The organism is Maricaulis salignorans, from assembly GCF_900103475.1.
Lineage (GTDB): Bacteria > Pseudomonadota > Alphaproteobacteria > Caulobacterales > Maricaulaceae > Maricaulis > Maricaulis salignorans.
In genome coordinates this window covers 29219-50178 of the sequence record NZ_FNHG01000022.1, presented here as the reverse complement: position 1 = coordinate 50178, position 20960 = coordinate 29219, and the positions used below count along the sequence as shown (strand labels likewise).

17 protein-coding genes are annotated in these 20960 nt (G+C 62.3%); 10 read left to right on the top strand and 7 right to left on the bottom strand.

Features of this window, described 5'->3' with window-relative positions:
• The first annotated feature begins 525 nt into the window (after positions 1-525).
• From ubiT to BLT42_RS13725, 4 genes are read left to right on the top strand one after another with little or no spacing between them, the layout of a single operon-like run.
• Entirely contained in the window at positions 526-1071 is a 546-nt protein-coding gene (ubiT, locus tag BLT42_RS13740; RefSeq protein ID WP_091771737.1) for a ubiquinone anaerobic biosynthesis accessory factor UbiT, read from the top strand.
• Positions 1068-2096 carry a ubiquinone anaerobic biosynthesis protein UbiU gene (gene ubiU, locus BLT42_RS13735; protein WP_091771744.1) on the top strand — a complete coding sequence of 343 codons (1029 nt, stop codon included), beginning with the start codon at positions 1068-1070 and terminating at the stop codon, positions 2094-2096. The genes ubiT and ubiU overlap by 4 nt, the downstream gene beginning before the upstream one ends.
• Positions 2093-2995, top strand: a complete 903-nt coding sequence (ubiV, locus tag BLT42_RS13730; RefSeq protein WP_091771736.1) for a ubiquinone anaerobic biosynthesis protein UbiV — start codon at positions 2093-2095, stop codon at positions 2993-2995. Before ubiU ends, ubiV begins: the two co-directional genes overlap by 4 nt.
• A complete protein-coding gene (locus tag BLT42_RS13725) occupies positions 2980-3336 on the top strand; it encodes a chorismate mutase (RefSeq protein ID WP_091771735.1) in 357 nt (118 codons plus the stop codon). Before ubiV ends, BLT42_RS13725 begins: the two co-directional genes overlap by 16 nt.
• 34 nt (positions 3337-3370) lie before the next feature.
• Here the strand turns inward: BLT42_RS13725 and BLT42_RS13720 are convergent, their stop codons facing one another.
• The 5 genes from BLT42_RS13720 to BLT42_RS13700 all read right to left on the bottom strand — a co-directional run bounded on the left by BLT42_RS13720 (position 3371) and on the right by BLT42_RS13700 (position 9523).
• Positions 3371-4129: an SDR family NAD(P)-dependent oxidoreductase gene (locus BLT42_RS13720; protein ID WP_091771734.1), complete on the bottom strand. Its 759-nt coding sequence runs from the start codon at positions 4127-4129 to the stop codon at positions 3371-3373.
• A gap of 170 nt (positions 4130-4299) precedes the next feature.
• Positions 4300-5058 (bottom strand): protoglobin domain-containing protein, encoded by a 759-nt coding sequence (locus BLT42_RS13715; RefSeq protein ID WP_143024163.1) that lies wholly within the window; start codon positions 5056-5058, stop codon positions 4300-4302.
• Between the two features lie 109 nt (positions 5059-5167).
• Complete coding sequence (locus BLT42_RS13710; RefSeq protein WP_091771732.1) at positions 5168-6589, bottom strand: coniferyl aldehyde dehydrogenase; 1422 nt, start codon at positions 6587-6589, stop codon at positions 5168-5170.
• A gap of 38 nt (positions 6590-6627) precedes the next feature.
• Entirely contained in the window at positions 6628-8238 is a 1611-nt protein-coding gene (locus tag BLT42_RS13705) for a GMC family oxidoreductase (protein ID WP_091771731.1), read from the bottom strand.
• On the bottom strand, positions 8231-9523 hold the full coding sequence (locus BLT42_RS13700; RefSeq protein ID WP_091771730.1) for a serine hydrolase domain-containing protein: 1293 nt from the start codon (positions 9521-9523) through the stop codon (positions 8231-8233). Before BLT42_RS13700 ends, BLT42_RS13705 begins: the two co-directional genes overlap by 8 nt.
• Before the next feature lie 249 nt (positions 9524-9772).
• Between BLT42_RS13700 and BLT42_RS13695 the strand changes: the two genes are divergently transcribed.
• The 4 genes from BLT42_RS13695 (at position 9773) to BLT42_RS13680 (ending at position 15174) form a co-directional block, all read left to right on the top strand.
• Positions 9773-12493: a TonB-dependent receptor gene (locus BLT42_RS13695; protein ID WP_091771729.1), complete on the top strand. Its 2721-nt coding sequence runs from the start codon at positions 9773-9775 to the stop codon at positions 12491-12493.
• A gap of 75 nt (positions 12494-12568) precedes the next feature.
• Positions 12569-12985, top strand: coding sequence for a hypothetical protein (locus BLT42_RS13690; RefSeq protein WP_143024162.1), 417 nt, complete (start codon positions 12569-12571; stop codon positions 12983-12985).
• Complete coding sequence (locus BLT42_RS13685; protein ID WP_233342508.1) at positions 12986-13966, top strand: sterol desaturase family protein; 981 nt, start codon at positions 12986-12988, stop codon at positions 13964-13966.
• Positions 13967-14085: 119 nt separating this feature from the next.
• Positions 14086-15174, top strand: coding sequence for a ferritin-like domain-containing protein (locus BLT42_RS13680; protein WP_091771727.1), 1089 nt, complete (start codon positions 14086-14088; stop codon positions 15172-15174).
• Between the two features lie 54 nt (positions 15175-15228).
• Here BLT42_RS13680 and BLT42_RS13675 read toward each other — a convergent pair whose 3' ends face one another.
• On the bottom strand, positions 15229-16242 hold the full coding sequence (locus tag BLT42_RS13675; RefSeq protein WP_091771726.1) for a hypothetical protein: 1014 nt from the start codon (positions 16240-16242) through the stop codon (positions 15229-15231).
• A 121-nt stretch (positions 16243-16363) separates the two neighbouring features.
• A complete protein-coding gene (locus BLT42_RS13670; protein WP_091771725.1) occupies positions 16364-17794 on the bottom strand; it encodes a helix-turn-helix domain-containing protein in 1431 nt (476 codons plus the stop codon).
• 145 nt (positions 17795-17939) lie between these two features.
• Here BLT42_RS13670 and aceA point away from each other — a divergent pair, with 145 nt between their 5' ends.
• Positions 17940-19226, top strand: coding sequence for an isocitrate lyase (aceA, locus tag BLT42_RS13665; protein WP_091771742.1), 1287 nt, complete (start codon positions 17940-17942; stop codon positions 19224-19226).
• Between the two features lie 80 nt (positions 19227-19306).
• On the top strand, positions 19307-20947 hold the full coding sequence (aceB, locus tag BLT42_RS13660; protein ID WP_091771724.1) for a malate synthase A: 1641 nt from the start codon (positions 19307-19309) through the stop codon (positions 20945-20947).
• The last annotated feature ends 13 nt before the right edge of the window (positions 20948-20960 follow it).

Below are 20960 nucleotides of genomic sequence, written 5' to 3'. Positions count from 1 at the left end.
CCCGACTTGCGTCAGGACGACACATTCCGAGCGATGTTATCCCCAGCCCTCCAAGGCGCGCGCATACTTCAGCCGTTCCGGTCGCACGGGAGGCGTGAGCTCAGTCATTCGCGGCGATCGGGAGCGTGGAGCTCGTCCGGGCAGAGGGGTGACATCCTCAAGCTCTGGTGAGGCCATGATCGGGGAAGGGCAGCATGAATGCTCGACTGTTCGTCCACGGTCATTTCGAGGCAGGGCCCGCGAGGGACCTGAGTAAATCTCCACGTGCGGGACGTCTCGGATGCCCCCTAAACCTACAACAGCTCCGGCATTCGCCGGCGTCCCGCACACCTCCCATGCGAGAGGTGAACCACTCAAACCTCCAGCGGCACGCCGCGTGGAGATTTTCGTGCAGCCTGCTCGCAGGCCACGGGCTGCGCGCCTATGTCGCAGATTCAGGTTTTGATAAATATCAAGTCTTGGCGTTATCACTGATCGACGGATTTTGACCCGACGGGTGATCAAAACAGGACGGGGTGCTCAATCATGCTGCCACAATCGCTGCTTCATCCCGTTCATGCTGCCGGTCGCTTTCTGTCGGCCCGGCCCTGGCCGCAAGGTCCCCTCGGACACCTGGGCGGGCGGGTGGCGGCCACGGCGATGCAGCCGCTGGCCGTGATGTTGACGGCGTCGCTGCGGCGGCTGGCGCGGCAGCGGCCCGACGTGTTCGAGCGACTGGGGCCGGCGCGTCAGGCCCGTATCCTGATTTGCCCGGCCGGTCTGCCGGTCGCCTTTCTGGTGCGTCCGGACGGCGGCGCGGGCGCGGTGCAGGTCGTCAGGGCGGCCACGCCGACGCCGTGCGAGGCGCGGATTGAAGCACCGCTCGATCTGCTATTGCGACTGATGCAGGGCAGTGAGGATGGCGATGCCGCCTTCTTCGCCGCCGATCTGTGGATCGAGGGCGAGACCGCCGTCGTCCTCAGCCTGCGCAATGCGATCGAGGAGGCCGAGATGCGGTTGGTTGATCTCGTGCCGCTGCCACCGCTGCCACCGGGCCCATGGCGCCCGGCGAAACAGGGGCGGCGATCATGAGCCGCGGCGCGCTCGAACTGGTCTGCCCGGCGGGGACACCTTCGGCCCTGCGCGCGGCGGTCAATGCCGGTGCCGACACGGTTTATTGCGGCCTGCGCGACGAGACCAATGCGCGCAATTTCCCCGGCCTCAATTTCTCTGATGCCGAACTGGCCGAGGCCGTCGCCTATGCGCATCAGCACGGCGCCCGGGTGATGGTCGCGATCAATACCTTCGCCCAGGCCGGCAAGACGGCGATCTGGGCCCGCGCCGTCGACGCGGCGGCGGCGGCCGGCGCCGATGCGATCATTGCCGCCGATATGGCGGTGCTCGGCCGGGCCGCCTCGCACCATCCCGATCTGCGGCTTCATCTCTCGGTCCAGGCCGCTGCCGGGACGCCGGAAGCGATTCGCTTCTATGCCGAACGCTTTGGCGTCCAGCGCGTCGTGCTGCCGCGCATTCTCTCCATCCCGGAAATCAAGGCCCTGATCGGCGAGATCGATATCGAGGTCGAGGTCTTCGCCTTTGGCGGGCTGTGTGTGATGACCGAGGGACGGTGCGATCTGTCCTCCTATGTCACCGGCCGTTCGCCCAATCTCGACGGCGTCTGCTCGCCGCCAGAAGCTGTGAGCTATTCGCGCCAGGACGGCAGCCGCTCGGTCGCGCTGGGTGGATTGACGATTGACCGCAAGGCGGACGGCGAGCCACTGGGCTATCCGACCCTGTGCAAGGGCCGATTCATGGCGGGCGGGCAGACGGGACATCTGTTCGAGGATCCGGTCAGTCTCAATACGATCGATGTCCTGCCGCAATTGCGCGATGCCGGGGTGAGGGCGCTGAAGATCGAAGGCCGTCAGCGTGGCAAGGCCTATGTCGAGGCCGTGACGCGGCAATTCCGGCAGGCGATTGACGGGCTTGGAAAGACCGGCGGACCGGCGGCGCCGGAGGGCGCGGCGGCGAGGGCGGCGACGGGCGTGACGCTGCTCGATACCCTGGCGGAAGGTCAGCGCGGCACGGTGGGCGCGTACAGGAAGACATGGCGATGAACCCGACCCCGATATCCCTGAGCCTGGGACCGCTCTATTTCAACTGGCCCTCGGCGCAATTGCTGGATTTCTATGCCCGCATCGCCGATGAATGCCCGGTCGATCGCGTCTATCTCGGCGAGATTGTGTGCGGCAAGCGTGGCCCGCTGACCCAGGCCGCCATCGCGAGCGCTGCGGACCGGCTCGAGCGAGCCGGCAAGACGGTCATCTGGTCGACCCTGATCTCCCCGGTCAATCGCCGCGAACGGCGTCTGACCGAAGACCTGGTCCGCGATGGCGAACATGTCGAACTGAATGATTTTGGCGGTCTGGCCAGCCGCGGCGGGCGCGCCTTCACCGCCGGCCCCTTCCTCAATGTCTATAATGAGGACACGGCGCTGATGTTGAAGGCCATGGGGTGCACGCGCTGGTGCCCGCCGGTCGAGCTGTCTCTGCAGGCAATCTCGACGATCGCGGAACTCTGCCCGGGTCTGGAGATTGAATTGTTCGGCTTTGGCCGCCTGCCACTGGCCCATTCCGGCCGCTGCTATCATGCGCGCCAGCACAAGCTGAACCGGGATAGCTGCCGCTATGTCTGCGAACAGGACCCCGATGGCTGCCGCGTCTCGACGCTCGATGGCACCGGTTTCCTCGCCTTCAACGGGGTGCAGACCCTGTCGGACGGCCTGCAGCTGTGCACCGAAACGGCGCAAAGCCTGCGCCCTGCGGGGATTTCGGCGCTGCGCCTGTCGCCGCACAGTGTCGGCATGGTCGAGGTCGCCAACGCGATGCGCGGATTTCTCGACGGCGCGATTGATGCGGCTGACATGGTCGAGACGGTGCGCACCTCGACCCTGCCATTGCCGCTGGTCAATGGCTATCTGGCCGGAAAGGCGGGGCGGGAATGGACGATGGTGTAAACGAGGCCGGACTCGACGCGGTCCGGTTGAAGATCGACCGGGTCGACCGGCAATTGGTTCGCCTGCTGGCGGCGCGCAAGGATCTGGTCGAGACCGCCGCACGGATCAAGCGCTATCCACGCTATGTCGTCGATGCCGATCGCAATGAGGCGGTGCTTGAGAATGTGCGCCGCTGCGCGGCAGAGTTTGGATTGCCACAGGCCTTTGCCGAGCGGGTCTGGCGTTTCCAGACCGAATTATGGATCCGCCACCAGCTCGACCTGATGGTCCGCGAGAGCGGCGAGATCCCCTATGCCGGCAATATGTCGGCATCGCGCGAACAGGGTCTGCGGACGCGATGAGCCGAATGCGGTTTTTGCCGGTTAAATCGGAAGCTTACCGGACATAGCTCGCGCCATTGATATCGATGCAGCTGCCCGTCGCGCTCTGGCAGGCCCCGGAGGCGAGGAAGGCGCACATCGCGGCGATCTCTTCGGGTTCGGCCATGCGCCCGATCGGAATTTCCGAATGGGCGGCGGCGACACCGGCGGCATTTTGCGGTGCCATGCGGGTATTGATCCAGCCGGGGGTGAGGGCATAGGCGTAGATCGAATCCGGCCCCCACTGGCGCGCCAGCGTCTTGGTCAGTGAGAGCAGGCCCGCTTTGGAGGCGCCATAGGCGATATGGTCGCGATCCTCGCCGCGATAGCCGGCGCGGCTGGAAATGTTGACGATCGAGCCGCCGCCGCGCTCCACCATGCCGGGAATGGCGGCGCGGCAGATATCGGCGACGGCCATCAGATTGACCTGCAGAATACCGGCCCAGCCCGCTTCCCATTCGGCATCGGTGGCCTCGAAGGGGGTGGCCCAGTGAATGCCGGCATTATTGATGATGGTGTCGAGCTTGCCGCCGGCCAGATGCTGGGCGGCCTCGACCAGGTCGCGCCCGGCGCCGGGCATAGACAGATCGGCCTGCACGGCGCCCAGCACCCTCGGTCCGATCTCGCGCACCGCCAGATCGGCATCGGCCATATTGGCATTGCCGTGCAGCACCACTTCGGCGCCCTGTTCGGCAAACAGTTTCGCCGCCGCCAGGCCGACGCCATGGCTGGAGCCGGTGATCAGGGCGCGTTTGCCGGAGAGTGGGAGATACATGATCAATGTCCTGTTGCGGCTTCACTGCAGGAGCTAACCCAACTCGCCGGGACTGCCAAGGGGAGCGTTGCTTGCCGCGGGGTGGGCGTGGAGGCCGCGGCCGATCCCGGAGTCACAGAGGTTTCGTAGGAGCCGACCCGCGGCTGGACCCGGAGCCGGCCTTGTGAATCTCAGGCGGCGCCGGTGGCGGTCAGGAACTCATTCATCTTCGACTTCAACTCATCGAGTTGGACCTGGACCGCAGCGGTGGACCGGGTGACGGACTGGGCCAGCTCGGCCGCGTTCAAACCCTGGTCTTCCGCCGGGTCGGGATTGGCGAGCTGACCGGCGGCCTGATTGAGTGACCCCATTGCCGTATCGAGTTCCGACATGGAGTGCGTGAAGGCCTGCCGGAAGGCGTTCGAGAATTTCAATCGGGACAAGCGGGCCCTGGACTGTTCGGCTTCGGAATAACTGGTGAGGGCGACCCCGATATCGAGCAGGGCAGCCCGCGTCAGGGCATCAATAACGATGTCCGGCGACTGGCTCGCTCGATGTCCCTTGCGGCCGGCGCCGCCATCAAGCTGGCTGGCATCGCGCAACAGCGCGGACAATACGGCCGCATAACCGGTCAGGAAGGCGTGCGGCTCGAGGCCGATGGAGCAATGAACCGTGCCGATGCGCTTCGCCGATTCCAGATAGGTCTCGTCGAACAGTCCGGACAGCAGCGTTCTCCAGTGCTCGTATTGCTTCTGGCGGACATGGCTGAGCTGCTCGACATCATCAAAGAATGCCGAGAGATCGGGATTATCCGCGATCGTGGTGTAGAGCTCGAGCAGGGCCTGCTTCAGGCGGGGCGCACTCTCATGCCCCCATCGATCCATTTCCTCGGAGGCTTCCGGCGTCAGCCCCATCGCGTCGACCAGGCGACGAAATTCAACAAAATCCACAGAGATGCCCCCGCTGTCCACACCGGCCGCCGGGATCGACTCACAGGTCAATCCGCACCGGATAACGTTCAAGTGTTTGGGGGTGTCGTCAATTGCAGATTGTGACGGGTCAGCTCATCTGTTTTTTCGACACGGTCTCGTAGAACTTTCCGTAAGGCGGCGCGAGCAGGCGGGACGGGTGCCATTTGCCGGTCGCAAAGACCGAGCGCTCATGGGTGAAGGTCAGGAAACCGGCCTCGCCATGATAGCTGCCCTGACCGGACGCGCCGATCCCGCCAAAGGGCAGGTCCGGTACCGAGAGGTGCAGAAGATTGGTGTTGATGCCCACGCCGCCGGACTGGCTCTGGTCGAGAATGCGCGTCGCCATCTCCTTGTCGGTCGAATAGACATAGAGGGCGAGCGGATGATCATGATCCGCGACATAATTGGTCGCCGCATCGATCTCGCTATAGCCGACCACCGGCAGAAGCGGGCCGAAGATTTCCTCGGTCATCACTTTGGAATCGGCGGGCGGATTGAGGATTACCGTCGGCGGGATCTTGCGCGCCGCCTGGGCGGCCTGGGCGTCGTGCTCGGCCTGCAGGATTTCGGCTCCGCCGGCGCGGGCTTCCTCGATCATGCCGGTCAGGCGCTCATAATGCCGGTCCGAGACGATGGCGGTATAGGCATCGTCGCTGGAGGATTCAGGGAATTCATGCTCGGCGATCTTGATGATGGCTTCGCCCATGGCGCGTTCCTCGCCATTGGGCACCATCACATAATCGGGCGCGACGCAGGTCTGGCCGGCATTGAGGAATTTGCCCCAGCCGATGGATTTCGCAGCGCTGAGCTTGGGATAGCCCGGGGTGACGATGGCTGGCGACTTGCCGCCAAGCTCGAGTGTGACGGGCACAAGATTTTCAGCGGCCGCCATCGCAACGAGGCGCCCGACCTGGGTCGAACCGGTGTAGAAGAGATGGTCGAATTTGAGCCGTGAGAAGGCCTCGCCGACGGCCGGACCGCCGGTGATGACGCAGACATGGTCTTCCTCGAAGGCTTCGCCGATCAGGCGTTTCATCAGCTCGGCCGTGGCCGGGGTCAGTTCGGAGGGCTTGATCATGGCGCGGCAACCGGCGCCGAGAGCGGCCACCAGCGGTGCCATGGCGAGCTGGAAGGGGTAGTTCCACGGCGAGACAATGCCGACCACGCCCTTGGGCTCGCGGCGGATGGTCGCCTTGCCGGGCATCAGCGTCATCGGCACACCGACGGAGCGTGTCTTGGCCCATTTGCCGATGTGCTTGGCGGTGTGATCCGCGTCCTGGATGACGAAGGCGATCTCGGCGATGACGCTTTCCTGCCTGGCACGATTGCCGAAATCACGGCTGATCGCTTCGCAGATTGCATCGCTATTCTTGCGGCACAGATCGGCAATGCGGGCCAGATCGGCCTTGCGCAGATCGATCGGCCGGTGACGTTCATGGCGAAACGCGTCGCGCTGGGTGGCGAGCAGGGATTTCATGCGTTCGATCTGCTTGGCTTCGGCTTCGCTCATGGCGGCCTCCTGATTTCGTCTGGGTTCGACGGGCGAACTCAGGCCGTGTTGTTGTCTTGCGCGATCATGTCGCCGGCGCGGGTGGCGATCATGATCGTTGGCGCATTCGTATTGCCGCCGACCAGGCGCGGCATCACGGACGCATCAACGACGCGCAGCCCGGCGACACCCCTGACGCGGCAACGGCTGTCTGTGACCGCCATTTCGCCCGATCCCATCGCGCAGGTCGAGGTCGGATGATACAGGGTTTCGGCGCGCTTTCGAACATCATCCTTGAGGCCGTTGAGCGTTGTCACCTCGGCGCCGGGCCAGCGTTCTGACTTGCGATCATAATCAAAGGCCGGTGAGGCGAGGATCTCGCGCACCTTGGACAGACCATCGGCGAGCACGTCGAGATCGAATTCATCCTCGAGATAGTTCGGCTGAATGGCCGGATGTTCATAGGGGTCAGTCGATTTGAGCGTGATCTCGCCGCGGCTCTTCGGATAGAGCTGGCAGGCATGCAGCGTGACGCCATGACCGGTGGCCTTCTCGATTCCGTGCGGATTGGAGATGGCCGGGATGAAGACCAGTTGCAGATCCGGCAGATCGCCGGCGAAGGCAGACTTGATGAAGGCGCCGCCCTGTACCGGATTGACGGTGAAGGGGCCGTCGCCGGCCAGTGCCCAGCGCGCCACCATATACATGTGGTGCGGCAGGGAGCGCAGGGAATTGCCGATCGAGGTCGAGGATTTGGTCCAGAGCTGGGCCGTGATGTCGAGATGGTCCTGCAAATTCTTGCCGACGCCGGGCAGGTCGGATTCGACACTGATGCCCATGGCGCGCAACTCATCGGCGGGCCCGACGCCGGAGAGCAGCAGGGTTTGCGGTGAATTGATCGCACCGCCCGACAGGATGATCTCCTTGCGCGCGGTGAGGGTGGTGGTGACGCCATCAATGTCGACTTCGACACCAGTGGCACGGCCACCCTCGATGATCACGCGGCGGACCATTGCCTTTGTGGTGACGCTGCAATTCTCGCGTTCCAGGGCCGGGCGCAGGAAAGCGTCGGCGGCGGAACAGCGCTTATGACCCTTCTGCGTCACCTGATAGGGGCCGAAGCCTTCCTGGGTCGGGCCGTTGAAGTCGGAATTGCGCTTGTATTGCAGCTCGTCACCGGCCTTGAAGAAGGCCTCGGTCAGTGGATTGAGCGGCGCAATATCCTGGACCCAGAGCGGGCCGTCGGTGCCGTGAAGCTCGCTGGCACCGCGAGTCTGGTGCTCGACTTCCTTGAAGGCGGGCAGGGCATTGGCCCAGTTCCAGCCTTGCGCCCCGTAGACGCTTTCCCATTCGTCGAAATTCTCATGCGCCCCGCGCATATAATGCATCGCATTGATCGAGGAGGAGCCACCCAGGGTCTTGCCGCGCGGCCAGAGCAGTTTGCGGTCGTGCAAATGCTTTTGCTCCTCGGTCCAATAGCCCCAGTTGAAGGCTTCGCCGGTGACCGCGAATTGAAGCAGCATCGGTGTGCGAATGATGGGGCTGTCGTCCGAGCCACCAGCCTCGAGCACACAGACCGAGACGGACGGATCGCGCGACAGGCGTTCCGCGACCGTACAGCCGGCCGAACCGGCGCCGCAGATGATGTAGTCGTAACGGGTCTCACTCATTGCCGGTCTCCGTGATGTCGGCAGCGGCTGGCGCCGGTTGGTCTGCGGCGGGGGCTTCGACGGGAGCCCCAGTGAGCGGATCGCCATAATGGGCGGCGAGGGCGCGCATGGCAGAAATCGATTCTGCGGTACGCCCGGTCCAGGCCGGATCCGCGGCGGTGCGTGCGATCACGATATTGCGGCGCTCATCGACCCATACATATTGTCCGTAGACACCGGCCATGAAGTATTCGCCATCATGGTTCTCGGGCACCCAGAAATGCAGGCCATAGCCGCGATGCGGATAGACCGAAGCCGGGCCGGCCTCCTGGAAGGGCGCATTCGGGCGTGTCGCCATTGTCACCCAGCCCTCGGGCAGCAGGCGCTGGCCCTCCCAGACACCGTCCTGCAGGTAGAACTGGCCCATCCGGGCATAGTCCTCGACGCGGGCATTGAGGCAGCAATAGCCGATCGCCATGCCGTTATCGCCCTGGATATTCTGGTTCCAGGACGCATCGCCCGTCATACCGAGCGGCCGCCAGATCTTGGTCTCGACGATTTGCGCCAGCGGCGCATTGTAGACGCCGCGAACGACCGCCGAGAGCACCTGGGTATTGGCGCTGACATAGTGCAGGTCCTGGCCGGCGGGGCGGTCACGTTCAATCGCAGCCACCAGCGTGTCGATATTCTGGCCATAGATATTGGCACCGAGGAAGAGGCGGCGGATGTCGGAACCCGGTGCGTTGTAATCTTCCTCGAAATCGACCCCTGCCGACATCATCAGCAGATGGCGCAGCGTGGTCTGCCCGTAGGCTGTGCCGGCATATTGCGGCGCAAACATTTCAGCGGTCTGGTCGAGACTGCCGATATGGCCGTCCTGCATCGCCATCGCGATCAGGGTCGCGACAAAGCTCTTGCCGACCGACCAGCTGGTGTGCCGGGTCTCGGCCGTGGCGTCGAGCCGGTACTCCTCATGCACAACAACGCCATCATGAAGGACGATCAGGCCGGTGGCATCTGAGTCTGCTTGCCAGGCCTCGATCGTGCGCATCTGGCCGTCGAACTCGAATCCGACGTCGTCATTGCGGGTGTTCCGCGCCAGGGGAATCGCAGAATCCTGAGCAGAAATCGTCCTGTAGGGGAAAATATCGTCCATATCGCGAAAAGTGGGCACGAGCTGGTCCGGCTGGGTGGCGGCCTGGATTTCGGCCGGTGAGTACTCGGACCAGGGCCGGTAATACCAGCCAGCGGCGATCACTGTCAGGGTCGCGATAATCGCTCCCAAGCCCATGAAAAATCTTTTCATTTCTCTCCCCAGAGTCAGTAAATTGAACGCTGTTCACTTCGCAGCCTAGCAGAGTCCGGTCAGGATGAAAGAGGCGCAGGAACGCGAAAAGGTAAATTGGTAAGTGCGGTATGCTTGCATCATGTCACAACCTTTTTCGCCAGGATCGGAAAAACGGGCTGACAGCTCGCGCCGGGAATGCTCAAATGGGCCTAGATACGCGGATCGGTTGGTTAAAAAAAACCGCGTCTTAAGGGGAGAAAAATTCACATGAAAATATTCTCAAAAGCGGCCGTCATGGGCACGACCGCCATTCTTAGCGGATTGATTGCCGCATCCGGCGCGCTCGCGCAGGTCGAAACGATCACCGTCACGGCGCAAAAGCGCGAACAGACGCTGCAGGACACGCCGGTTTCGGTTGCTGTCGTCACCGGCGAGCAAATCGAACAGTCGCAAATTCGCGATGCGGCCGATCTGCAGATGCTGGTGCCTTCGCTGCGCGTTTCTGAATTCGCGACCTCGACCAATACGGAGTTCAATCTTCGTGGTATCGGGACATCGAGCTTCAACCCGGGCCTCGAGCCTTCGGTTGGTGTCTTCATCGATGGCGTCTACCGCCCGCGTTCCGGCTCGGCGATCAATGATCTGCTGTCGGTTGAACGCGTCGAAGTTATCCGCGGTCCTCAGTCGACCCTGTTTGGCCGCAATACGCCGGCGGGTGTCGTCAGCATCCTGACCCAGAAGCCTGAATACGAGTTCGGTTATACCGGCGAAGTGACGATCGGCAATTTCGGCTCGCGCATCCTGCGCGGCACCGTGACCGGCCCGTTGTCTGACAGCATGGCCTTCCGTCTCGACGCCACGACGCACACCAATGACGGCTACATGACCGCTGAAGATGGCCGCGCCATCAATAACCGCGATCGTCAAAGCTATCGGGGTCAGCTGTTGTGGAATCCGGGCGACAATACAGAAGTTCGTGTGATCGCCGATTTCGGCACGATCGACGAAAACTGCTGTGCTGCACCGTTTGCCTATTATGACCCGATCGACCTGGGTGCCATTGTGGGGCTTGGCGGCACCGCCGTACCGGCCGATCCGCATGGTGGCCGGATCGCAATCGATGGTGATCTGAACACCGTGCTGGATACCTCCGGCATCTCCTTCCAGGTCGATCACGATTTCGACGCCTTCACGCTGACCAGCATCACGGCCTGGCGCAATTACGACGAAGACCAGAATTTCGACGCCGACTTCTCGGATCTCGACCTGGTCAGCGATCGTCATATCCAGAACCAGTATGACAGCTTCACCCAGGAATTCCGCCTGACCTCGACCGGCGATAACACCATCGACTGGATGCTGGGCGGCTTCTATTACGACAACCAGCTGCATTTCCGGAATTCGACGCCCTACGGTGCGGATGCACGGAACTTCTTTGATGCCGCATCGGCACCAAGCGTCGCGGCACTGGTTTCCAGCCTCGGTCTGCCAGCTGGCACCGGCGGCATCTCGCTGCTGGAATTCTTCCTCGACATGAATGAGGGCGCCGGCGTCGGCAATTTCGTACCGCTGGCTTCGGGCAGCGCGGCCCTGCCAACGACGCCTGCCGAGGGCTTCATCGACACCACTCATGGCCTGATTTCGGAAGATTATCAGTATGACACCGAAGCCTGGTCCATCTTTGGCCAGCTCGATTTCAACGTCACAGACAACTTCACGGTAACGGTTGGTGGCCGTTATTCGAACGAAGACAAGACGATGGTCACCCAGATCAATCAGCCGGATCCGATGTCGGCATTCAGCTTCCTTGATCTGGCCCAGGATCTGCGCCTGGTCGCACCGGGCTTCTGTAATCCGGGCCTCTTCCCGGTCATCGGCGGCGATGCCTGCGCCTATCTGGTGCCGGTCGTCCTGCTCGGCCAGGGCGCGACGCATTACCCGGATCCTCTGGGTGGCGCGCCGATCCCGATCGACCCGACCTCGCCACTGCCATCCTATCTGGCAGGTACGGCCTTCAACCCACTGCTCGGCTTTTCAGCCTTCCAGAACTGGGAACCCGTCAACGCAGCTGACTTCCCGACTTCGCGTAACGACACCAATTTCTCGGGCAATATCATCATGTCCTATGATGTGTCGGATACGCTGAACGTCTATGCCAGCTATGCCACGGGCTTCAAGCCAGGTGGTTTCAACGTCTCGACCAATGCGGCCTTCACCGGCGTGTTCGAGTTTGAGGAAGAGACCTCCAGCTCGTTCGAAATTGGTATGAAGGGCGCTCTGTTCGACAACCACTTCGCCTATGCGGTGGCCCTGTTTGATCAGGAAATCGAAGGCTTCCAGACCAATAACTTCGTTGGTAATGGCTTCGCCCTCGAGAATGCCGGCTCGATCCAGGTCTCCGGTCTCGAGTTCGAAGGCACCTGGGCACCGACCCCGGGCCTGGTCTTCACCGGTGGCTTCACCTACCTGTTCGAGAGCAAGTATGGCGACTATCAGTTCGCACCTTGCCCCGATGGCTTTAACGGCGTCGGCGTCTGGGATGCGGGTGATCCGGACTTCGCACTTTGCGAAGTCGGTGCCGAGCGTACCAACACTGCTGGCGTAACGGCCCTGTTCAACGACCTGACCGGTCGTGATCGCGGCAATTCCGAATTCGTCGGATCGATCACCGGTACCTACACCTGGGCCGTTGCCGACACGATGGAAGCCTTTGTTCGCGCCGAAGCGACCAATATCTCCAGCTTCGGTCTCATGACCTCGCAGGATCCGCGTACCTTTGCCAACCAGGATGGTTTCACCATGGTCAATGGCAGCTTCGGTATCGGTGCCGATGATGGCCGTTGGGGTCTCCAGTTCTGGGGACGCAACCTGTTTGAACAGGAATACGTCAAGGGTGCCTTCCCGTCGGTCGGTTACCTGGGAAGCAGCGTCAATGCTTATCCTGGCGATCCACGGACCTACGGTGTGACCCTGCGTATCCGCGGGTAAACAGCGTTCAATTTTCGCTTTGAATGGGGGCGAAGGCTGTATAGCCTTCGCCCTTATTCGTTGTGGGAGACGCTGATGCTGTTTGTCTGGGTCATGTTGGGGTCATTCGTCGGGATTTCCGCGATGGTCGCCCTGAATGTCGTCTTGCGCCTCGGGGAGCCGGCCCGATTGAGTAGCCTGGACGAAGCGGTCGAGCGGCTCGACACTGATGCGGTCGGCTTCCAGGCCGGTCCCGGCGTGCTGGCCCAGGCCGGCAGCGCCGCCCTGGTCGAGGAAAATGGGGGGCAGCGGATAGGTTTGCTCAAGGCGAAGGGCGATGAGTTTGTCATCCGCTATATCGAGCCAGGCATGGTGCGTGCTGCCCGGCTGGCCGAGGATGCCCGTCTGACCATTCGCCTCAATGATTTCACCTTTCCGCCATTCACCATGGCGTTTGCCGATGCCGGCGAGGCCCGAATATGGGCCGACAAGCTCAACGCAATGCAGGAGTAGATGATGGACGTCCCGGCCTTTGTAGAGACCTTTAACCCCATCTATTACGCGATCCCGCTTTTCGTGATTCTGGTCTGCATCGAGATGCTGCACGCGAAACGGACGGGCTCGGCCCGTTTCGAGGCGCGCGACAGCTTTTCCAGCCTGGCCATGGGATTCGGTAATTCCATCTCTGGCGTATTGCTTGGCGGGATTGTCACCGCCTGGGCGATGTTCATCTACCAGTTCCGCATCTTCGATATCGGCTTTCCCTGGTGGATCTGGCCGGTCGCCTTCGTGCTGGATGATTTCATCTATTACTGGGTCCACCGCCTGGGTCACACTGTGCGCTGGTTCTGGGCCGACCATATCGTCCATCATTCCTCACAGCACTATAATCTGACCACGGCCCTGCGGCAGTCCTGGCTCAGCCCGCTGACGTTGAAATTCCTCTGGCTCGGATCGGTGATGATCCTGCTCGGTTTCCATCCGCTCGTGATCGGCATCGTGTCGGGCTTCAACCTGATCTATCAATTCTGGTTCCATACCGAGGCGATCAAGAAAATGCCGGCCTGGTTCGAGGCCGTCATGAACACGCCCTCGCACCATCGCGTGCATCACGCGACCAACCCGATCTACCTCGATCGCAATTTCGCCGGTGTCTTCATCGTCTGGGACAAGATATTCGGAACCTTCCAGCCCGAGCTGGAGGAGGAGAAATGCCGTTATGGCATCATCCATAATATCGACACCCACAACCCGTTCAAAATCGCGATCCATGAATGGCTGGCGGTTTTCCGGGATATGCGTCATGCCAAATCGCTGAAGGACGCGATGATGTATCTGCTGGCGCCGCCAGGCTGGACGCCAGATGGCTCTCGCGCGACCTCGAAGCAGATCAAGGCGCGTTGGCTGGCCCGGACAGGCGGCGCAACGCAATCTGAGGCCAGCGCGGATTCCACAACAGCCCCGGCCGCCGCGTCCCAGACGGCGGCGGAGTAGGGGATTGCTCATTACATTTTTCGCAAACCGCTTGCCTTCCGCGAAAAATTGACTGATGTTGGGGAAGTGAACGTTGTTCACCTGTAGATTTCTGGCCATACCTGGGGAGGTTCAACGCCATGGGAACGCTGCGCGAGCTGTATCCGATTCCGAATATCGACAAGTCGTGGTCCGTGCCACAGGACTTCACCACCCTGTTTGACTGGGACTATGATGAAGGGCGCACGACGCTCATGCATCTCTACCAGAAGGGCAAGGACATGCAGTGGGATGCGGTCAACCGCATCGACTGGACCCAGGAACTCGACTTCGAAAATCCCATGCAAATGCCCGAAGAGGCCAATGCGATTTTCGGCTCCCCGATGTGGGACAAGATGAACAAGTCGGAGAAGCGCGAATTCCGCCGCCACTCCCAGGCCTGGAACATCTCCCAATTCATGCAGGGCGAGCAGGCTGCGCTGATCTGTGCCGCCAAGATCGTGCAGCAGGTTCCCGATCTCGACGCCAAATTCTATGCCTCCACCCAGGTGATGGACGAGGCGCGCCATGTCGAGGCCTACAAGAATCTCCTGACTAAGTTCGGTGTCGCCTATCCGATGACCGCGCCGCTGCAGCAGCTGATCGACCAGGCTCTGCGCGACAGCCGTTGGGACATGACCTATCTGGCGATGCAGGTCGTTATTGAAGGCCTGGCTCTGGCCGCCTTCGGCACGATCCGCGATGTCGCCCAGAACCCGCTGGCCCGCATGGTCAACGCCTATGTGATGGAAGACGAAGCGCGCCATGTCGCCTTCGGCCGTCTGTCGCTGCGCGATTATTATCCGACCCTCACCGATGCCGAGCGCGATGAGCGCGAGGAATTCCTCGTCGAGGCCTGTTATCTGATGCGTGACCGCTTCCAGGCGCGTGAAGTGTTCGAAGTGATGGGCCTGCCCGTCGATGAATGCGTCAAATACGTCGAGCAATCGGCCACGATGCAGCTGTTCCGGACCTTCCTGTTCCAGCGCATCGTGCCAATCGTCAAGGATATCGGTCTTTGGGGGCCGCGCATCCAGAAGGCCTATGTCGATATGGGCGTGATGCACTTCTCCGAACTCGATCTCGACGAGCTCTCCTCCCAGGATGAGAAAATCGCCGCCGAGTTCGACGAGCAGAACCAGGATGTGCGTACGGCCTATGTCCAGTCCGTTGCCGGACATGCCGAGTAAGACCTGATAACGCCGCTGGCCTCGCCCGAGGGGCAGGCCAGCGGTGCCAGTCTTCTAGTCGCAATCACGGGTCGGGTTATCCCGCGTGATGGCGCAAATCATCATTCCACCATTTTCCGCGCCATAGGTCGCGACCAGGCGTTCGCGCAGGGTTGCCCACTTGTCGGCGCTGTCTTCGATCGCAGCCTCGACGCTGCGGCGGAAATTCTCGCCCAGGGCGCCACGTTCACTTGTGCCGGCGCCGATCTGCGGGTCGATCACACCGGTATCCTTGGCCAGGTTGAGGTGGCGCACCCGGTGCTCGCCCTCATCGCCATAGAAGCAGCCACGCTCCTCGCCGAGGAAGGATTCATTGTCGAAACAACCCGAAATCAGCCCGGCCGGGAAGGCCGGGTTGGCGTTGCGCAGGTCAAGCCAGGGTGAGCGGCCGGAATGGCCCAGGCCGGGCGGGTTTTCGGCGCCGACCGGCAGGCCCGAATCGGGTCGGTCGACCCAGTTGGAATGGGAATAGAAATCCTGGCTGGCATGCAGGATCAGGCCGAGATGGGCGAGCACATTGCACTTGGCGCGGCCATGTTCGCTGCCGGCATAGACGCAATCGATATAGCTCGGGATCTGGCTGCCGCGGATATCACCATCCTCATCGAGCAGATCGGCGGCATCGAGCACGGCATGGTCGAGATTGGACATCATTTGCGTCCGGCACTCGGTCAGTGACGCCTCGGCCTCGGCGGCGCTGCGCGGATAGCCCGGCACATCGAGATAATCACCGGCGCTGCAGTGGGCGTGCGAGGTCAGCATGCCGCGGCCCCGGTCCGGTGCCCCAACGGCGCCGAATGAGCCTTCCTCGCCGGCCAGGCTGTCGAGCGTATCGGACTGGAAGCAGTCATCGGCCGCGCGCAAGCCATCGCAGGCGAGGGCGTGGCGGGTGATCCGCGCGTGTTCGGCATTCTGGCCCATGGCGCGCACCGTGCCATAGGCATGAGTGGCGATCGGCACCAGACCGGCAAGGGCGAGGGTGGTCGCCGCCAGCAATGCGGCACGATGGCGGGGTTGTGTGAGTGTCATGGTCTGTCCTTGCCTGGCAAAGCCCCCGCATCACCCGGCGGCCAGTAAGTGGCAACCCTCTAGGTATCAAAAGGAAAAGTCACGGCAAAACAGCCCAATACGCTATCAGGGCCGCAGCCGTTCAGTCCTCGCCAAAGGAGTAGGGCGAGGCGCGCAGCTGATGCAGATCCATGTGAAGCTTGCGATTGAGCGGCGGGAAGGCGCGCTGGGCGCAATCCTCGCGCTCGCACAGGCGGCAGGCAATGCCGACCGGCTGCACACGGCTGCCCTCCAGCCCGTCGGCATGGACGATCTTCTCGGCATGGGCCCAGTCACAACCCAGCGCGATCGCATGGATGACCGGGCGCTGGCCGATCGGGGCCGCGCTGACCTGACCGCGGGCGATCGAGAGATTGCGCTTGCCATCGGGTAGTTCGAAGGCCTGCACCAGCAGACGTTCGGGCTGGCCCAGCGCATCATACAGATTCCATTTCGGGCAGCCGCCGCCCGAGCGCGCAAACGGCATGATGCCGCCGCCAAAGCGTTTCGAGACATTGCCGGCCTGGTCGACCCGGATCATGAAAAAGGGCAGGCCGCGTGCGCCCGGACGCTGCAGCGTGGTGAGGCGGTGGCAGACCTGTTCGAAACTGACCTCGAAACGGCGCTGCAGCCGGTCGACATCATAGCGCGTCGCCTCGGCGGTCTTGAGCATTTCGGCATAGGGCATGTGGACCGCGCCGGCGAAATAATTGGCGAGGCCGATGCGGTAGAGCTTGCGCGCTTCATCGGAGGGCAGGCTGGCGCTGTCGCACAGCGCATCGAGCGTGTCGCCCAGTTCAAGCGAGGCGAGCACCACGGCCATGTTGAATGAGCGCGAGCCGGGGGCCAGGGCTTCGGAGAGAAGGAGGCGGCGGCCATGGAAGTCGAGCCGGCGCCGGGCGCCCGCCATGATGGTTTCGTCGAGAATGCGCACCGCAAATCCGTGCCGCTCCTGCAAATGCCGGGAGAGGGCGCTCTCGCACAAGCGTGGCCGGATGCCGGCCTGGTCGATCAGGGCTTCAGCCGCCTCTTCCAGTTCGGGAAAATGATTATGCCGCGCATCAAGGGCATCGCGCACGCTTTCCAGCACCGCGCCGGGGCCGCCATGGGCGGCGCCGGGGCCGGACATGCGGCTGGCCAGGTCGGCGGTGGCGGCACTGGTCTCGCGATAGGATTGGTAGAGCCGGGCAAAGGCTTCAGCGACGCGCGGATGCGCCTCGCTGAGCTCATTGAGTTCGATCCGGTCAAGCTCCATGCTGGCGAGCAGCGGGTCGGAGGCCGCCTCGCGCAGATCGGCCAGTAATTGCTTGTCGGACTCCTGGGCAAAGGCGCGCACATCGACATCGAAGGCATCGGCCAGGGAGAGCAGGACGCGCGCCGTCACCGGGCGTTGATTGCGTTCAAGCAGATTGAGATAGCTGGCGGAGAGGCCAAGCGCCGTCGCAGCCTCGGCCTGGGTCATGCCGCGTTCGCGCCGCAGGCGGCGCAGGCGCGCGCCGGCAAAAATCTTCTCGAGGGGCTGTAAATCGCTCATGAGATGTACCAAAATTTACAAGATGACACTATGACAATGTAATTTGTATACACCGTGTCCGCTTTCTATGGAAGGCTTTATGGACAGGCTCTATTCCGTTTGACACCGTAAGGGTAATTCAACTCCCACAGTTATGGTGACAAAAATGACAAGCTTCAAAGATCTGGTTCCCGGTGCCGCTGCTGACCGTTTTGACGGTATCGAGCGCGGCTATGGCGTCGAGGACGTCCTCAAGCTGCGCGGTTCCGTGCAGGTCCGCAATACGCTCGCTGAACGCGGCGCCGAAAAGCTCTGGAGCCTGCTCAAGACCGAGCCCTATATCAACGCGCTTGGCGCCATGTCGGGCAATCAGGCGATGCAACAGGTCCGTGCCGGCCTGAAGGCGATCTATCTGTCCGGCTGGCAGGTTGCCGCCGACGCCAATGTCGCTGGTGCCATGTATCCGGATCAGTCGCTCTACCCGGCCAATTCCGGTCCCGAGCTGGCGCGCAAGATCAATCGTACCCTGCAGCGCGCCGACCAGGTCGAATTCTCCGAGGGCAAGGTGTCGCGCGACTGGTTCGCGCCGATCGTGGCGGATGCCGAAGCCGGCTTTGGCGGCCCGCTCAACTGTTTCGAGATCATGAAAGCCTATATCGAGGCGGGCGCTGCCGGCGTTCACTTCGAAGACCAGCTGGCTTCGGAGAAGAAGTGCGGCCATCTGGGCGGCAAGGTCCTGATCCCGACCCAGGCGCATGAGCGCAATCTGATTGCTGCGCGTCTTGCGGCCGATGTGATGGGCGTGTCGACCATCACCGTCGCCCGCACTGATGCGGAAAGCGCCAAACTGCTCACCTCCGATATTGATGAGCGCGACCACCCCTTCATCGATTTCGAGGCCGGCCGCACGCCGGAAGGCTTCTACCGCATCAAGGACGGCGTCGGCGTCGATCATTGCATCGCGCGTTCGATCGAATACGGCAAATATGCCGACCTGCTGTGGTGGGAAACCTCGAAGCCGAATCTCGACGAGGCGCGCCGCTTCGCCGAAGCCGTGCAGAAGAAATATCCCGGCAAGATGATGGCCTATAATTGTTCGCCAAGCTTCAACTGGGAAGCCAATCTGGACAAGGAAACCATCGCCAAATACCAGCGCGAACTCGGCGCCATGGGCTATAAGTTCCAGTTCGTGACCCTGGCCGGCTTCCACAGCCTGAACCACTCCATGTTCGAGCTGGCCCGCGGCTACAAGGATCGTGGCATGGCGGCCTATTCCGAGCTGCAACAGGCAGAATTCGGTTCCGAAGCTGATGGTTACACCGCCACGCGTCACCAGCGCGAAGTCGGCACCGGCTATTTCGACCAGGTCTCCCTGGCCCTCACCGGCGGCACCTCCTCGACAACCGCCATGGGCGAGTCGACCGAGTCGTCACAGTTCGAAGCCGCCGAATAAGTCTCGGGCCCTCAGACCCGACGCGGGGTGCGCGCCCCAAACGCGTGCCCCGCACCTTTTTCTGCCGACAGGAGACAGCCATGACACAGATTACACCGAGCGGCGTTGAGATCCTGGGCCATCTTGAGCCGGGTTATCGCGATATCCTCAGCCATGAAGCGCTCGATTTCCTGGCCGGCCTGCACCGGCGCTTCGAGAAGCGTCGCCAATCCCTGCTGCGCCACCGTACCGAGCGCCAGGCCGAGCTGAATGTCGGCGCCTTGCTGATGTTCCCGCACGAGACCGCCGATATTCGCGCCAGTGAGTGGAAAGTCCGTCCGGCACCGGCCGATCTGCAAGATCGCCGGGTCGAGATCACCGGGCCGGTTGATCGCAAAATGGTCGTCAATGCGCTCAATTCCGGCGCCAAATGCTTCATGGCCGATTTCGAGGACGCGACCTCGCCGGTCTGGTCCAACCTGATCGAGGGCCAGATCAATCTGCGCGACGCCGTGCGCCGCGAGATCGATTATGTCGACGAGAAAAACGGCAAACGCTATTCCATCAATCAAGACGCCGCGGTGCTGATTGTCCGCCCGCGCGGCCTCCATCTCGAAGAGCGCAATCTCCGGATCAACGGTCAGGCCATCTCCGGAGCGCTGTTCGATTTCGGCCTCTATCTGTTCAATAACCACGCCGCCCTGAAAGAGCGTGGGACGGGGCCGTATTTCTACCTGCCCAAGATCGAGTCCCGTTTCGAGGCGCGGCTGTGGAGCCTGGTCTTCCAGCACGCCGAGGACGAGCTCGGTCTTGAGCGGGGCACGATCCGCGCCACCGTGCTGATCGAGACGCTGCCGGCCAGTTTCGAACTCGACGAGATCCTGTACGAGCTGCGCGGCAATATCGTCGCCCTCAATTGCGGTCGCTGGGATTATATCTTCAGCTATATCAAACGCCTGCAGGCACGCCCCGAACATGTCCTGCCGGACCGTTCGGCCGTGACCATGGCGACGCCCTTCATGGCGGCCTATTCCCGGCGCGTGGTCGCCGTGTGCCATCGCCGCGGTGCGCATGCGATGGGCGGCATGTCGGCCTTCATTCCGGTCAAGGGCGATGAAGCCGCCAATGATGCCGCGCTCGAAAAGGTCCGCCAGGACAAGCTGCGCGAAGTGAAGAACGGCCATGACGGCACCTGGGTGGCGCACCCGGATCTGGTCCCTGTGGCCATGGAAGTGTTCGACAAGCACATGCCGGAGGCCAACCAGATCGATTTCGTTGATGAATTGGCCATGCCGGTCACGACCCGCGACCTGCTGACGGCGCCGGCTGGTGACATCACCGATGCCGGGGTTGCCGACAATATCGATGTTGCCATCCGCTATGTCGCGGCCTGGCTGGGCGGACGCGGCGCGGTGCCGATTCGCAATCTGATGGAAGATGCGGCAACCGCCGAGATTGCCCGGGCCCAGCTCTGGCAGTGGCGCCGCTTCGACAAGTCGACCGTCGAGGGCACAGCCCTGACAGCTGACATGCTGGGGGCCAGGATTGAGGCGATCTGCAAGTCGATCCAGGCGGAAGTTGAAGGTCAGACCGAGCTGCAGGAGCGTATCGGCCAGGCCGCCGCGATCCTGAATGATCTGGTTCTGTCTGAGGAATTCGTCGAATTCCTCACCCTGCCAGCCTATGACGTGCTCACAGAAGGTCTCAAGAAATCGATGCGCCTGAAGGAGTTCGAGGACTAGACTCGCTCTTTCT